The organism is Sporocytophaga myxococcoides (assembly GCF_000775915.1).
GTDB lineage: Bacteria > Bacteroidota > Bacteroidia > Cytophagales > Cytophagaceae > Sporocytophaga > Sporocytophaga myxococcoides_A.
On record NZ_BBLT01000010.1, the window covers coordinates 109,389 to 125,623 of the forward strand.

Genomic DNA, 16,235 nt, shown 5'->3' on the forward strand with positions numbered 1-16,235 from the left:
GTTTCAGGATATAAAACCTAAAAGATGGCTTTCAGAAAAAATAAAAAATTAAATCAGGACTTCTCAAAAGTCACCATTAGCCTTGCTTCACCTGAATCCATTTTGGAAAGCTCTCATGGAGAAGTAACGCAACCGGAGACGATCAATTACAGAACCTACAAACCTGAAATGGGTGGACTATTCTGCGAAAGAATATTTGGTCCTGTGAAAGATTGGGAGTGTCATTGTGGTAAATACAAAAGAATTAGATATAAAGGTATTATCTGTGACAGATGTGGAGTTGAAGTAACTGAGAAAAAAGTTAGAAGGGAAAGAATGGGACACATTGAACTTGTTGTTCCTGTTGCTCATATCTGGTATTTCAGATCTTTACCAAATAAAATAGGTTACTTATTAGGTTTACCTACTAAAAAACTTGATCAGATCATTTATTATGAAAGATATGTTGTTATTCAGCCAGGTGTTAAATCTGAAGATGGAATCAACTATCTTGACTTCCTGACAGAAGATGAGTATTTGGATATTCTGGATAAACTTCCAAGAGAAAACCAAATGCTTGATGATGAGGATCCTAATAAGTTTATTGCTAAAATGGGTGCTGATGCTCTAGAAATGCTTTTATCAAGAATTAAACTTGATGAGCTTTCTTACAGCTTAAGACACGCAGCAGCAAACGATACTTCTCAGCAAAGAAAAGCAGAGGCTTTAAAAAGGCTTAAAGTGGTAGAAGCTTTCAGAGATGCAAGAACCCGTATTGAAAACAAGCCTGAGTGGATGGTTGTCAGAATGGTTCCTGTTATTCCTCCTGAACTTCGTCCTCTTGTTCCATTGGATGGTGGTCGTTTTGCAACATCAGATTTGAATGACCTATACAGAAGAGTTATTATCAGAAATAACCGTCTGAAAAGGCTTATTGAAATAAAGGCTCCTGAAGTAATTCTTAGAAATGAGAAGCGTATGCTTCAGGAAGCTGTTGACTCTCTATTCGATAACTCAAGAAAAGTAAATGCAGTAAGAGCTGAAGGTAACAGAGCATTGAAATCTTTAAGTGATATGCTTAAAGGTAAGCAAGGTCGTTTCCGTCAAAACCTACTTGGTAAAAGGGTTGACTACTCTGGTCGTTCGGTTATCGTTGTTGGTCCTGAGTTGAAACTTCATGAGTGCGGTCTTCCTAAAGACATGGCTGCTGAGTTATTCAAGCCATTTATTATAAGAAAACTGATTGAAAGGGGAATTGTTAAAACTGTTAAGTCTGCAAAGAAAATTGTTGACAGAAAAGATCCTGTGGTATGGGATATCCTTGAGAATGTTTTGAAAGGACACCCTGTATTACTAAACCGTGCTCCAACGCTTCACAGATTAGGTATCCAGGCTTTCCAGCCTAAACTTATTGAAGGTAAAGCGATTCAGTTGCATCCTCTGGTTTGTACTGCGTTCAACGCCGACTTTGACGGTGACCAGATGGCGGTACACGTACCACTTGGTCAGGAAGCAATTCTTGAAGCATCTGTATTAATGCTTGCTTCTCATAACATCCTTAACCCTGCAAATGGTGCTCCGATTACTGTACCATCTCAGGACATGGTTCTTGGTTTGTACTATGTGACCAAAGGAAGAAAATCAACTCCTGAATATCCAGTACTTGGAGAAGGCAAAGTGTTCTATGGACCAGAAGAGGTTGTTATTGCATTGAATGAAGGAAGACTTTCTCAGCATGCGCATATTAAAGTGCGTGTAAATGTGAGAAATGAAAATGGTGAGCTTGTTAAAAAACTAATTGATACTGTTGCAGGTAGAGTTTTATTCAATTTACTTGTTCCAGAAGAAGTAGGTTATATCAATGAGCTTTTAACCAAGAAAAAACTTCAGCAAATTATCGGTCACGTATTCAAAGTGGCAGGGAACTCAAGAACAGCACATTTCCTAGATGATATTAAACAACTGGGATTCATGTCTGCATTCAGAGGAGGACTTTCTATTGGTCTTTCCGATGTTAAAGTTCCTGATGCTAAAAATATTCTTGTTGTTCAGGCGAAAGAAGATGTGGATGCTGTTTGGAACAACTACCTGATGGGATTGATCACGGATAACGAAAGATATAATCAGGTAATTGATATCTGGACTAGGATCAACTCTCAGATCACTGAAACGCTAATGCAGCAACTTGAGAGTGATCAGCAGGGATTCAACTCCATCTACATGATGATGCACTCAGGAGCTAGAGGTTCTAGAGAGCAGATTCGTCAGCTCGGAGGTATGAGGGGTCTTATGGCTAAACCTCAGAAAAACCTTCAGGGGTCTATCGGTGAGATTATTGAGAACCCGATCCTTTCTAACTTTAAAGAAGGTCTTGACGTTATCGAGTACTTTATTTCTACTCACGGTGCTAGAAAAGGTCTTGCGGATACAGCTCTTAAAACTGCGGATGCTGGTTACCTGACAAGAAGACTTGTAGACGTTGCACAGGACGTTGTTATCAACGAGCCAGATTGCGGTACTCTTAGAGGACTTACTGTTACTGCTCTAAAAGATAACGAAGAAGTAGTCGAGCCACTTTCTGAAAGAATTTTAGGTAGAGTAACTGTTCATGATATCTTTGATCCTATTACAAACGAGTTAGTAATTGGAGCCGGAGAAGAAGTGGATGAAAATATTGCAAGAACAATTGACGAGTCTGCTATTGAATCAGTTGAGATTCGTTCAGTATTAACTTGCGAATCAAGAAGAGGTGTATGCGCTAAGTGTTACGGTAGAAACCTTGCTACCGGAAGAATGGTAGAAAGAGGAGAAGCTGTAGGTGTTATTGCTGCTCAATCTATCGGTGAACCAGGTACACAGCTTACTCTTAGAACATTCCACGTCGGTGGTACTGCTTCTAACATTGCTGTTGATGCTTCTATCAAAGCTAAATTTGAAGGTATAATCGCATTTGACGAAGTTAAATCTATCGTTACTACAAATAACGAAGGAGACAGAGTAGATGTGGTAATGGGACGTTCTGGTGAAATTAGAATTATGGATGATAAGAATGAAAAAGTTCTTATTACAAACCATGTTCCTTACGGAGCTTTCCTTAAAGTGAAAGAAGGTGATAAAGTAACCAAAGGTCAGGATATTTGTAACTGGGATCCATATAACGCTGTAATTCTTTCTGAGTTTGACGGAAGAATCGAATTTGAAGCGATCGTAGAAGGTGTTACTTTCCGTGAAGAGTCAGATGAGCAAACTGGACACAGAGAGAAAGTTATCGTTGATACTAAGGATAAATCTAAAAACCCTGCGATACTTGTTCACTCTAAAAAGGGTGAAACAAAAACATTTAACATCCCGGTAGGTGCTCACCTTGCTGTTGAAAACGAGCAGGAAGTTAAGGCAGGTCAAATTCTTGCAAAGATCCCGAGAGCTGTTGGTAAAACAAGAGATATCACTGGAGGTCTTCCAAGAGTAACAGAGTTATTCGAGGCAAGAAATCCTTCAAATCCTGCTGTTGTTTCTGAGATTGATGGTGTAGTAACATATGGTGGTATTAAGAGGGGTAACAGAGAAATCTTTATCGAATCTAAAGATGGTGTAAGAAAGAAATACTTAGTGCCTCTTTCTAAGCATATCTTGGTTCAGGATAATGACTTTGTCAAAGCAGGTTATCCATTATCAGATGGAGCTATTACTCCTTCAGATATCCTTGCAATCAAAGGTCCTACTGCGGTTCAGGAATATCTCGTAAATGAAATTCAGGAGGTTTACAGACTTCAAGGTGTAAAAATCAATGATAAGCATTGCGAAGTTATAGTAAGACAAATGATGCAGAAAGTAGAGATCATTGAAGCTGGTGACACTAACTTCCTTCAAAATCAGGTTGTCGATAAATTCACATTCAGAGAAGAAAATGACAGTGTACTTGACAAGAAGGTTGTAGTAGATGCAGGTGATTCTGAAACTCTAAAACCAGGTATGATTGTTACTGCAAGAAGATTGAGAGATGAAAATTCAAGCCTTAAGAGGAAAGATATGAAACTTGTCACTGTAAGAGATGCAGAGGCTGCTGTTTCAAGACCAACTCTTCAAGGTATTACTCAGGCTTCTTTGGGTACGGAAAGCTTTATCTCTGCGGCATCGTTCCAGGAAACTACAAAAGTACTGAGCGAGGCTTCAATCAGAGGAAAAGTAGATTATCTTCAAGGTCTGAAAGAAAATGTTATTGTTGGTCACTTGATCCCTGCAGGTACAGGACAGAGAGAGTATCAGTCTTACATTGTAGGATCTAAGGAAGAATACGATCAACTTGTTGCTTCTAAAGAGGCTTTTCATCAGGCTTCAAAGAAGGAAGAACTTCAGGAGAAATAGTGTTTTAGTATAGAATTATTAAGACCTTAGGCATTCAGCATAATTGAAGTCTAAGGTCTTATTTTTTATATCAGTTTTAGAATTTAATTTAAAAAAACATGGCAGACGATAAAAAGAAAAATCAACATGCTGAGCAGAATCAGATTAACATAGAATTAACTGAGGAAATTGCGGAAGGTGTATATTCTAATCTGGCAATGATTGCTCATTCTAATAGTGAGTTTGTTATTGATTTTATCAGATTAATGCCTGGTGTACCTAAGGCAAAGGTAAAAGCCAGGATTGTAATTACTCCAGAGCATGCCAAAAGATTGGTTGTAGCCTTGAAAGAAAATGTAAAAAAATATGAAGAGGCTTTTGGAGAAATTAACAATACAGAAGATTTTCCCAGATTCCCTATGAATTTTGGTGGCACAATGGGAGAAGCCTGAATTCATTATTTATTCAATAATCAAAAAATAATTAATTAAGGTTGTTGTAAATATCTATAAATTAGCTAGATTCGCTTCTCTTTGTTGTGGTTGACATAGAGAATGGGTCTTTCAAACAGCAAAAAGCTCCCCGGAATTTCCGGGGAGCTTTTTTTATATATACAGCAGTCCTGAACCAATATTTTTTCAGGCAGGTTTTTTATATATGAGAAAGGGATGAGAGGTACTAATATGAATAAAAAAAAGTCCTTCTGGCCATGGATATTCGTTCTTGTATTTATCCTTGTAGGATCATGGATATATATCAAGATGTCAACGAGAGATGTGAATCAGTCAGGTAAAGCAGAAGAAATTGTTATTTATGAACCTTTTCCTGTTGATAGCGATAAGGCCGATGTTAATTCTCTTCCAAGAAATTTTAACAAGGAAGAAAGAGTCATCGACTTCCTTGAATACGTAAATTCAAAAAAAACAAAAAAATCTATTGGAAAAGATAATGTAGTAACACTTCAGGCTATTGTAAAGATGTCGCAAGCATTAAATGCTATTAGTACAGAGAATAAACGTAATGCGGAAGTTGTAGAGAAACTAAAAGAGTTTAATGGAAAGGTAAATGATATAATAAAAAATCCAGCTCTTACAGATAGTCCGAGTGATTTGAAAAAAATATTTACTTCTACTTCAGAGATTGTAACAGAAATTCAGAAGGAAAATTATCCTTCGCTCGTTAAAGAGTCCAGAAGGATAAGTAATATGGCAAGCTCTATATCTCCGGACAAATCTGTAGTAGCACAGCAAAATAAAGTTGAGGATTTTTTTGTTGAGGTAGCAGATATTATTGACGAAATGGAGCAGCCATCATAAAGGAGGTGTATAATGGAAGATGAGATGGAATGGAAGAGACATTTAGTGCGCTTTAGTGGTTTGAAGCACAGCAATCTGGTAGACGAAGAAAGTTTTCTCGGATATGTGGTTGTTAATGACAAAGGTGAAACCTTGGGAAAAGTATCAGATCTCATTATTGATCCAATCGAAGGAAAAACTAAGTTCATTGATATTTTAACCAGCAAGGAATTTAGTCATGGAGGAGGAGAGCGACATTTATTTATTGCCTTGAATCATTGTGAGTTTAGTATACCGTTGCAGAGTCTTCTCTTAAGAGGAATTGACAGAGATCTTTTATTAAAGTTCCCAATAGTAAAAGGAGGTATAATAACTTTGGATTATGAACATACGCTCAGAGAGGTTCTCAGTCCGGAAAGCCCATTGGAATCAATTAAGAGGGGGTATTATAAAGAAATAACAGATGAACCAGGCCTGTTTGATCCATCACTTCTTGCGCCAAATCCCGACCATTATTTTAGTAGCCCTAATCCTTAGTAGGAATAGACTGAAAAAAGAAGAGGTAGATTTTTACATCAACCTCTTCTTTTAATACTATTTTTCTGCAAGTTTATTTCGATTAAGAAACTTGCCGTATGCGATCTTGTATTCTTCAATATCAGGAGAAAGTTTTAAAGCTGTTTCATAACATTCAAGAGCGTTTAATAGTAGGTTTTGATCTTCATAAAAGGTTGCCAGAATTATTTTATTTAAAGCAGTTTCTTCATTCAGATTAGCTTTTAATTCATCTGCTTCTTTACTTACTTTGGCAGCTTTATCTTCCGGAAGATACTTAAAAGAATATCCTTCGAATTTTGCAAAACGCTCAGCCCCCTTTGTTTCAATCTGATATCCGTATACTTTGTCTTTTTGTATATTTAGTTTGCTGAAATCAAGTATTACAAAATTATTTTCAACCTCTATGCTATATACTGGTTCATCAAAGAGATTTTTAACAGTTACTGCGTAGCTTTTGGCTCCAGCAACAGGCTTCCATTTTAATAGTACTGGTAATCCGATTACGAAAGATTCTTTTGGAGCAAGTACTTTAATAGCAGGAACATCCCTTTCCACTGATCCGGTAACATCCATATACTTATGTCTGTTAGAAGCCATATTTTCAGAACCACCGTTCGAGATTTCGCTCGTAACATAATCCACATATTTTTTGGTTATAGAGCTATTCTGTGCTGCAACTTCACCATTCAGTTTTGCTACTTCGTATACACCGGCCTTTTTTATTTCAATGGTTTTGCCACTTTTATGAACCAGCCCTATATATCCGTTTTCGTCTATTGAAAGTTTATCATCTTTTAATAGTTTTTTACCTGGAGTAATTGCCTTCCATTCACTTGAACCGGACGATGCATATTTGTTTGCCCCTTTGGTAGCTAAGACGGTAAAGAGATTATCCTGTGAAAAAACAGTTGTCGAAATGAAAAATAATAAGGAAATAATTTGTAAAGCTTTAGTTTTCATAAGCTTGTCCTTTTTTGAATATGTGTAAAATTAGCAAATGTTTCTTGTATTTTTTTATTAAAGGGATAAAAACGCTGTAATATAATTCAGTCATGTTTCCAGTCAAGAATAATGCCACTGTAGCGAGGGTAAAATCGATTTTATAGTTATATCGATGAAATATCATAATTACCAGGAAAATCATAAGTATAGCCTCGAGTAAAGTAAGGAACAAACTTGCCCCGTCATACCAATGACCTAGTTTCAAAAAAAGGTATGAAAATAAGGCAATGTTTAGAAAGATGATTATAAAGTTGACAATTAGAGTGAAAAGCCATCCTGCATTATTGACATAATTGCCATTTAAAATCATAGATATTTTATTGGCATGTATAACTACCCCATACATATCCGGGTTTGCTTTTCCTATATAGTTAATATTTAATGGGGTAAAAAATCGATCTTCCCACGTAATTTTCTCGAAATTAGGTCCAAGATATCCCATAAGTACAATTTTATCTTTCATAAAAGATAAATCTTCCATTTCAAAAATCTGACCTACATCAAGAGCAAAATATTTTATAGATGCGTTAGGATTAACATCTCCATGGATTTCAATATTTCCTGCATAGTTGATAACCTCAACTGTATCTTTCCTTTTCAACAAGTCATTTACAGCTGCAGGATTAATATATCCTGCTAGTTTTGCAGCAAAATCAAGCTCTATAGTATCAATCTGCCTTTCAAAATAGATATTGTTGTCAGGTCCATACTGTCTTACTTTCTTTCTGTAAACCTCATATTTACTGAACTCCCTTGATGTTTTGAATTTATCATACCCCTCTGAGATCATATTGGACATGCCTGTTTCTGCATATTGGCAGAACATAGGATGACTTGTTTCAAGGCTGTCACAAATGTTACCATCACATTTGCTCACTTTACTGACCAGAACTAAATTTTTTACTTTTGAAAAAGCATTTGCAAGCAATGAATCTCCTTCTTTGTCTTTGGGCTTTCTGAAAAAAGCATCGATACCAATAACTCTTGGATTAAATGCATTGATTTTATTAAGCATTTCTGCAATCCCTGCTCTGTCAAGTTCACCAATATTAACTAAAACAATATTAGTGTCAGCTTTTTCACCTTCTTTAAATTGGGAAAAGTAAAGGTCCGTAATCTGAAAGTCTCCAAGTGTTTTAGATACCGGATTTAATACATCTGAATTAATTTCAATTTGGGATAGGATCCAAAGGACTATCATTGTAAAAATGGTGGCACCTACAGAGTCTCGTAAAATCTTCCTTTTCATAAAGCGAAGGGGAATTTCAATGGATACATTTAGTAAAAATAACTTTTTTCCTGATTTTAAATTGGAATATTTTTAGTCAGTAATTTATTTGCAGGCATGTCTCAAAGAAAAAACCGACTGGACCTTAAGTCGTATTACGATGGAATTTTAAACGGGGATAGATTAATTCTTTCAAAAGCTATTACTTTAATAGAAAGTTCTTTACCGGAAGACCAGGAACTGGCAGATCTCCTTATTCAGAAAATATTACCTCATTCTGGAAAATCCCTGAGATTGGGAATAACAGGTGTGCCTGGAGCAGGTAAAAGTGCTTTTATAGAAAGCTTTGGCAGTATGCTTGTAAATACAGGCATGAAAATCGCTGTTCTTCCGATCGACCCTTCAAGCAGATATAGCAAAGGAAGTATTTTAGGTGATAAAACAAGGATGGAAAAACTTTCTTCTCATCCAAATGCTTTTATCCGACCTTCTGCATCTGGGGGTATGCTTGGGGGAGTGACATCCAGAACGCAGGAGGCTATTCTCCTTTGCGAAGCAGCAGGGTTTAATTTAATATTTATTGAGACTGTTGGCGTTGGACAGTCAGAGGTAAAGATCTCTGATTTGACGGACCTCGTATTGCTTTTGTTGGTGGCTGGTACTGGAGACGAACTTCAGACACTTAAAAAAGGAATTATGGAAGTGGCAGATATATTTATCGTGTCAAAAACTGATGGTGAAAATATGGAAAGAGCCTTAGAATATGCCAAAGGAATAAAGCAAAGTCTTAGTTATTTATCGAAGGATTCCGTACAAGTGTTCAATTGTTCTTCAGAAACTCAATATGGACTTGAAGAAATTTGGGATTACATCAAAAAAGCTGAAAGTAACAGCAGGCATGATGGAAGCCTGAATCAAAGAAGAATGCAACAAAATTACTTCTGGTTAGTTGGAATAATCGATCAGATGCTTCACAATGAGTTTTATAAAAATGAAGAAGTTCAAAATAACTTCATAATCATGAAAGATTCCGTAATGAAGGGAGAAATTTCAGCTCAGGAAGCGGCTAAACAGTTATTTAATATTTTTAAGGGAAAAGGACATTAAAGAATATATTTTGATATTTTTACAACACCAGGATGTTAATTTAAATTGAAAAAGGATGATTAAACAATCTTACAGCTACACAGATCAGGAACAAGTAATCTGGACAACTCTTTATAGCAGAATTATTCAATTCTTGCCTGAAACTGCCGATGATATGGTTTTGCAAGGCATCAAAAGAATAGGCTTTCCGGCTGATCAAATTCCCGATTTTGAAGATCTGAATAAAAAAATAAAAACCTTTTCGGACTGGGAAATTGTACCATTGGAAAATATGGTTGAGGATAAAGAATTTATCGGTATGCTTGCAAGCAAAAAATATCCTTGCAGAACTTGGATAAGAAGTCTTGAGCAAACAGAACAAGAAGAGGATGTCTATGACATTTTTCATGATGTGATTGGGCATACGCCTCTATTAACCATACCATCATATTGCGAGTATCTGACAGGGCTTGGAAAACTCGCACTTGAATATCTTGAAAATGATAATGCCATTTCTTTGCTTAAAAGAGTATACTGGCATTCGATTCAGTTTGGCATAAAAGCTTCGAAACAAACTCTAAAAATATATGGCGCTCACCTGTTGTCTTCAAGAAGCGAAACGGCTTATTCTTTGAGTGCAGGGGTTCCAAAATATGATTTCAATGTAGCCAAGATGATGGAAACCCCCTATATCAAGAACAGATTTCAAGAAAGATATTTTGTAATTAATAATTATGAAGAGCTATTCAATAGTTTGGACCTTGTGAAAAAGGAATTGAAGAATAGAATATAAGTTGTTGAATGGATACCTCTTTGTTTAAGTCCGTGCGTTTTTCACAGACTACAATTACAGAATTAATGATACCCTCCTATGCAAATTTCGGAGGTAAAATACATGGGGGAATACTTCTTTCCCTCATGGATAAAGTTGCATACGCATGTGCAGCCAAGCATTCTGGTGCATATTGCGTAACAGTTGCTGTTGATAATGTAGAATTCTTACAACCGGTTGAAGTTGGGGATCTGGTATCTTTGCATGCATCTGTTAATTATGTCGGTAATACTTCTCTGATTATTGGCATAAAAGTGATAGCAGAAAATGTCACAATAGGAAGTGTAAAGCATACTAATACTTCATACTTTACAATGGTTGCTAAAAACCTTGAAGGAAAGTTGCAGGAAATTCCAGGTCTTGTGCTTGAAACAAGAGAAGAGGTCAGGAGATATCTTGAAGCAATTAAAAGAAAAGAACTTAAGTTTCAGTACAAGGAACAGCTTAATAATGAGAAGTCAAATCTGGCTATTGATGAAGAATTGTATAAGCTGGAAAAAGAAAGGTGTGTCCTGAACCTTAATAATGACACAAATCCGACTACATGAATACAGTAAACAAAGAATCTCCTAAGAAAATTATTCTTATCCTCATTTCTTTCTTTTTTGGCTGGTTTGGAATTGACCGATTCATATTAGGCTATAAATACTGGTGGGTGAAGCTCCTGACTTTTGCAGGTTTTGGCATATGGTGGTTTGCAGATCTAGTGATGATTACCTTTTCTATATTAAAACCAACCAAAAGGGAAGTGTAATTTCATGAATATTGGTTTGTTATAGAAGACTTAAATGACTTTATAAGGGAAGTAAATTTTAAATTCAGTTCCTTTTCCTTTTTCGCTGAATGCTTCAATTTTCCCCCCTGCATTTTCTATTATTCTTTTCACAATATACAATCCGACTCCTGACCCATCTACATGGTCATGCAGGCGCTTAAACATGCCAAAGATTTTACCTTTATCTTTTTCTTCAAAACCAAGTCCGTTGTCCTTAATAGAAATCACCGCATAATTTCCTTCAATCCACGATTTAATAAAAATCTCAGGTTTCCTCTCAGACGATTGATACTTAATAGCATTACTGATAAGATTGAATAAAATGCTTTTAAAGTTTTTTCTGCTGAACGAAATTCTTCTACACTGACTGAAGTCTGCATCTATAATTGCTTCAGATCCAACTATCATTTCTAAAAGAGTAAATTTTATATCTTCAAGGAAATCTTCAAATTCAACAATGGTTTCGTCTTCATTAAAGTTTTTCTGAATTTTTGAAATTTCTGTTAAGTCTTTAATAGTTTCTTTAAATCTTAAAATACTAACCTTCATTAATCCGATGATAAATTTGATATCATCGTTTTCAGCATCAATCTGAAGATCAAGAGAGGCAATAAGACCTTCTATATTTGAAATTGGAGCTTTCAGATCGTGAGATGCAGTGTACACAAAATTGTCAAGATCAGTATTGATTTTTTCTAACGCTTCATTTTTTTTGATAAGTTCTTCAGTTCTTTCCCTCACTCTCGCTTCAAGAAGATTATTATTATCTATCAGTTCTTCCTGAGCTTTTTTCAGATCATCGTTTGCTTTCTGAATTTCTTCCTCAGCTTTTTTCCGATCGGTTATATCCTGTGCAATCCCATGAATACGAAGGACCTCCCGTTTCTCATTAAATACCGGCTTCGCTTTAATATAAATGTAGCGGTCTTGTCCGTTTTTCATTACTTTTTGCTCAAAAGTAACTGGAATACCTGTTTTTAAAAGATTTTTTGCGTATTCATCAAAAATGGTCCAGTCGTCTAATGCTACTTTATTTTTAACATCATTAAAGCTTATAGATATTTGCATGGGGTCAAAGCCCAGCATTTTGTATAATTCGTCAGAAAATGTAATTTCATTAGTAACTAGATCCCATTCCCAATTTCCTAGACAAGCTAGTTCTTGTGCTTCAAGTAAAAGAGATTTACTTTTTCTTACTTTCTCCTGTGCTTTTTTCTGTTCTGTAATGTCTTGAACAATCCCTAAAATAAGAATTGGCAAACCTTCCTCATCCCTTCGGAATACTGTCTCTCTTTTATTCATCCATCTCCAATCTCCATTTTTATTGAGAAAACGACATTCCGATTCAAGAATTTGGTCTTTTGCCTGTTCAGAAAATAAGTCTATCCAATTTTCAGTATTAATCCGATTTTTAGAATGTATTAGTGACTTAATCTGAAGTGGAGACATGTGACGGACTTCTTCAGGTGTGTAACCTAATACTTCGGTAATAGCCTTGTTAACATATACAATTTTTTTATACCTGGTATCAAAAACATAGAGAACATTTGGAGTTGAATCTGCGATCTGGTTAATAAGTTCTCTTGTTTCCTTTAATTTATCTTCAGCTTTTTGAAGCGTAACATCGTCGTTGTGCAGGATGCCACTTGCAATATGATTCCCGGATAGGTCCTTAATGGGGAAAATACCATTCAGAACTTTGATTTCATCTTTGATATCTTTCTTCTTGATTTTTTTGCTTTTGGATGCAATGACATTCTCCACTAATTCCTTCTGCATTCGTTCGGGAATAAGAAGAATCAGAGAATTTCCTATTACTTCCTGTTCCTTGTAGCCAAAAAGCCTTTCTGCCTGCTTATTCCAATGTGTTATTTTTCCATCTTTGTTTATTGATAAACAAGCATCATTATCTTCCTCCGATTTATTTTGTTGGGGAAACTTTCTTTGGAATATTTCATTTTCAATAAGATAAAAGGCATCCTGAAGATAAATGAGCAATGTGGATATGACTTCTGAATCAGAGGTGTATTGACAAATAAATTTGATTAACAGCTTCTTGTACCTATGTACAAATTCCTCTGTCTCGCATACAGTTTGCCCCGATCTTATTAGTAAATCAATTATATTTTTAATTAGGAGATCGTCTCCCTGGCATTTAATAGCTTTAAATAAAAGTATCAACTGCGTTAGAAGTCTTTTCTGGTCATAGGATTTGTTTAAAAAATAATCCTTAATTTCATTATTCCCTTTTTCCAAAAACTGACTTTTGATAAAGTTTAAAAAATAGCTGAATGTAATTGGTTGGACAAGTTCTTCTTTCATTTCAACTGTTAGCTAAGTCAAAATTTTATTTTATTCAGGGAAAAACAATTATCTCAGTAAATTGTTATAAATGTGGACTATTTTAACCCATTTTGTGGAAAAGTTTTGACGGTTTGAATAAAAACTAATTGGTTTAAAAACTTAACTCTACTTCTTTATCAGAAATTTTTTCCAATAAAGGTTTAAGAATCAATTTTGCATTTTCTTTGGTTTGGTCCATAATTTTCATCTGAAGCGCAGTTTTTTGTAAATGCATTTCAGCTTCTTTATAAGCAGCATCAATTAGATCTGATTCCTGAAAAAGTCCTTTTTCAACACTGTATATTTTGGAATCAGCATGATTGATTTTAAAATAACAAAGTTCGGGCTGTGGCAATTGGATGGAAATCTTGTTATTGGAGAACTTTATATCAGCAGAATCTATTTTGGTCAGATCTATGCAACCGACAACCTCTCCACTTGCGATCAGTACTGCTTTAGGATCAGGAAGGTACCACGGGTTTTTGACCTCGTGTTCAACAATATCCTTTAAATAGTATTTAACTACTTCCAGTTTTCCTAAATTGATAATTCTTTCCTGTATAAGATGGTGATAAGAAACAGTCTTTATCTCACCACTTTTTTCTTCAGAATTAAAATTAGTTTTATAAAGGATAAAACCAAATAAAATGGTTAAAAACCAGGGAAGTATATAGATTAATATCTTTTTCATACAAATAAATCCAGCTTTACTAAAGATAGTAATTTATTCTACTCTTTTACCTGAAAATTTTACAATTAATATAATAAGGATGGTACCAAGTCCCAGATTAAATATCCAGTGGAAATTTATCAAACTGAAAAAAAAGACCAGGACACTAATTAAAGCTATTGTTGCGGCATATGGTAATTGAGTCTTAATATGCTGAATATGGTTGCAGTCCGATGCTATGGAACTCATGATGGTAGAGTCTGAAACAGGTGAACAATGAATACCAAATACAGATCCGCTTAAAATTGTTGCAATAACATTATAAGTAATACTTTCTGTATCAGAAATTGAGAGTCCTGAAGATGCAGAGATCATCCAGCTTACGGGTACCAGCAATGGGTATAAGATTGCCATAGCACCCCAAACTGAACCAGTAGAAAATGCAAAAGTTGCAGCAAGTAGAAAACTTACAATTGGAAGAAGACTGGGTTTAATATAACCTGTAATCACGGAGGAAAGATATTCAGTTGCATGGAGGTCTTCTGTGATTTCTGCAAGTGACCATGAAAAAATCAGAATAATTATAGCTGATAACATCACTCGGAAACCGTGAATCATGATTTCAGTGGTTCTTTTTAAGGTTAAATTTTTATGTAATAAAGTTAACAGAAATGCAGTCAAAAGACTTGAAAATGAAGACCAAAGCAGTGCGATATAAAAGTCTCCGTTACCAAATAATTCCCCAAGTTTTTGAAAAAAGCTGATATTCTTATTATCAAAGTCATACAGAAATTTCCAAACAGATGATAGATTTTGACTGGTTATTGGAATACCTTTTCCCAGCATTTTTTGATATAGGTTTTCCGTCCCTGTCACAATTAAGCCTGCAATTGCTGTAATGAAAAGTACTATTAAGGGAAATGCTGCATTGATCCACTTGCCTCCATTTTGGGATTCAGGATGTAAAATTTCAACAATATCTCGTTCTATATTTTTTTCAATTGATTTATCATTTTGTTCATTCTTAATACCGGCGCTTCGAGCATTTACTTCAGCATCTGCCATTTTATTGAAATCTTTCCGAGAAACTATTAAAGCAAAAGTGAGAATCAGCATAAAGATTGGATAATAGGCATATTGCAATGATTTAAAAAAGATGGAAAATGCAGAGTTTCCCAGTCTGAGGTATGAGGTTGCATCATGGACATACACCATTTCAGCTCCAGTCCAAGTTGTAAAGAATCCTAGGGATGCAGCTGAAGCAGCAGTTGTACTTACTATAAACGCCAGCTTTTCTCTTGATACTTTGTATTTGTCTGTAATTGGCCTCATTGTATTTCCCACAATTAGAATGTTGACATAGTTGTCGAAAAAAATGGATAAGCTTAAAAACAAGGTAGTTAATTGCGCACTTCTTGAAGAGTGAGCAATTGCCGAAATTTTATTTACTAGACCAGTAAGACCGCCATTTTTGGCAATGAGAGCAATCATCCCTCCAACCATAAAAGCAAAGGAAATGAGTGAAAGGTGTTTACTGTCTCGTAAAACCTCCAAAATGTAAGAGTCTATTACTCTTAAAAAAGCAGGAATAACATTTGAAAATTCAAAACCTATTAGTAATAAAACACCAACAAATACACTGAGAAATAAAGATGTAATAACCTCGTGAAAAATTAGTGATAAGGCAATAGCCAATAAGGGAGGGATAATACTAAGCCAATCGGGCAAATGTCTGATCTTAATATTATAAAGAGTTGTTTGATTCTGAGGTTTAAAGGTAATTTCACTGGATTTTAATAAAGTCGTGGTATATAAAGCTTTACCTTGGATAAATTCCAATACTTTAAGATCTTGATTGATATAGAAGCCAGTTTTTCCATTATAGGTAGAATCAGGCGTTCCTTTATTGTTTAACCGGACAATTTGAATTTCAGCAAATTCATCTCCTATTATATAATTGGGTGCAGAAAACTTATAATCCGTTTTTGCGTACAATTGGGGTGTTATAAGAGAGGATAAAAAAGAAACTATAAGAAAAAGTACGCCTCTCATAATTATCAGGTTTTTATTAAAATAATAGTCCCTCAAAGTATCCTATTTTTTTAATAAACCGTTTTAGATCA

Annotated in this window: 13 protein-coding genes; 8 read left to right on the forward strand and 5 right to left on the reverse strand. The window is 35.2% G+C overall.

Translation table 11 applies throughout. The features are described from left to right. Positions 1-24: 24 nt before the first annotated feature. The 4 genes from rpoC to MYP_RS20180 all read left to right on the forward strand — a co-directional run bounded on the left by rpoC (position 25) and on the right by MYP_RS20180 (position 6,155). Complete coding sequence (rpoC, locus tag MYP_RS20165) at positions 25-4,344, forward strand: DNA-directed RNA polymerase subunit beta' (RefSeq protein WP_045467540.1); 4,320 nt, start codon at positions 25-27, stop codon at positions 4,342-4,344. A gap of 98 nt (positions 4,345-4,442) precedes the next feature. Further along, complete coding sequence (locus tag MYP_RS20170) at positions 4,443-4,775, forward strand: DUF3467 domain-containing protein (protein ID WP_045467542.1); 333 nt, start codon at positions 4,443-4,445, stop codon at positions 4,773-4,775. 231 nt (positions 4,776-5,006) lie between these two features. Continuing rightward, positions 5,007-5,639 (forward strand): hypothetical protein, encoded by a 633-nt coding sequence (locus MYP_RS20175; RefSeq protein ID WP_156140756.1) that lies wholly within the window; start codon positions 5,007-5,009, stop codon positions 5,637-5,639. A gap of 12 nt (positions 5,640-5,651) precedes the next feature. Next, positions 5,652-6,155, forward strand: a complete 504-nt coding sequence (locus tag MYP_RS20180) for a PRC-barrel domain-containing protein (protein ID WP_045467546.1) — start codon at positions 5,652-5,654, stop codon at positions 6,153-6,155. Between the two features lie 57 nt (positions 6,156-6,212). On the opposite strand, the gene MYP_RS20185 is transcribed toward MYP_RS20180, so the two are convergent. Beyond that, positions 6,213-7,136, reverse strand: coding sequence for a hypothetical protein (locus MYP_RS20185; RefSeq protein WP_045467548.1), 924 nt, complete (start codon positions 7,134-7,136; stop codon positions 6,213-6,215). After that, the gene (locus MYP_RS20190) at positions 7,126-8,427 is read right to left on the reverse strand and encodes a CHASE2 domain-containing protein (RefSeq protein ID WP_052430382.1); all 1,302 of its coding nucleotides are present in this window, start codon (positions 8,425-8,427) and stop codon (positions 7,126-7,128) included. Before MYP_RS20190 ends, MYP_RS20185 begins: the two co-directional genes overlap by 11 nt. A gap of 96 nt (positions 8,428-8,523) precedes the next feature. Here MYP_RS20190 and meaB point away from each other — a divergent pair, with 96 nt between their 5' ends. The 4 genes from meaB to MYP_RS20210 are packed head-to-tail and all read left to right on the forward strand — an operon-like array spanning position 8,524 to position 11,078. Continuing rightward, the gene (gene meaB / locus MYP_RS20195) at positions 8,524-9,513 is read left to right on the forward strand and encodes a methylmalonyl Co-A mutase-associated GTPase MeaB (protein WP_045467550.1); all 990 of its coding nucleotides are present in this window, start codon (positions 8,524-8,526) and stop codon (positions 9,511-9,513) included. Positions 9,514-9,568: 55 nt separating this feature from the next. After that, positions 9,569-10,285: a phenylalanine 4-monooxygenase gene (locus MYP_RS20200; RefSeq protein ID WP_045467552.1), complete on the forward strand. Its 717-nt coding sequence runs from the start codon at positions 9,569-9,571 to the stop codon at positions 10,283-10,285. An 8-nt stretch (positions 10,286-10,293) separates the two neighbouring features. Continuing rightward, the gene (locus MYP_RS20205) at positions 10,294-10,872 is read left to right on the forward strand and encodes an acyl-CoA thioesterase (RefSeq protein WP_045467554.1); all 579 of its coding nucleotides are present in this window, start codon (positions 10,294-10,296) and stop codon (positions 10,870-10,872) included. Further along, on the forward strand, positions 10,869-11,078 hold the full coding sequence (locus tag MYP_RS20210; protein ID WP_052430383.1) for a TM2 domain-containing protein: 210 nt from the start codon (positions 10,869-10,871) through the stop codon (positions 11,076-11,078). Before MYP_RS20205 ends, MYP_RS20210 begins: the two co-directional genes overlap by 4 nt. A gap of 30 nt (positions 11,079-11,108) precedes the next feature. On the opposite strand, the gene MYP_RS25455 is transcribed toward MYP_RS20210, so the two are convergent. The 3 genes from MYP_RS25455 to MYP_RS20225 form a co-directional block, all read right to left on the reverse strand. Next, positions 11,109-13,421, reverse strand: a complete 2,313-nt coding sequence (locus tag MYP_RS25455) for a PAS domain-containing sensor histidine kinase (protein ID WP_052430384.1) — start codon at positions 13,419-13,421, stop codon at positions 11,109-11,111. Between the two features lie 133 nt (positions 13,422-13,554). Further along, positions 13,555-14,133 carry a DUF4230 domain-containing protein gene (locus MYP_RS20220; RefSeq protein ID WP_052430385.1) on the reverse strand — a complete coding sequence of 193 codons (579 nt, stop codon included), beginning with the start codon at positions 14,131-14,133 and terminating at the stop codon, positions 13,555-13,557. Positions 14,134-14,166: 33 nt separating this feature from the next. Continuing rightward, the gene (locus MYP_RS20225; RefSeq protein ID WP_052430386.1) at positions 14,167-16,164 is read right to left on the reverse strand and encodes a Na+/H+ antiporter NhaC family protein; all 1,998 of its coding nucleotides are present in this window, start codon (positions 16,162-16,164) and stop codon (positions 14,167-14,169) included. Positions 16,165-16,235: the final 71 nt, after the last annotated feature.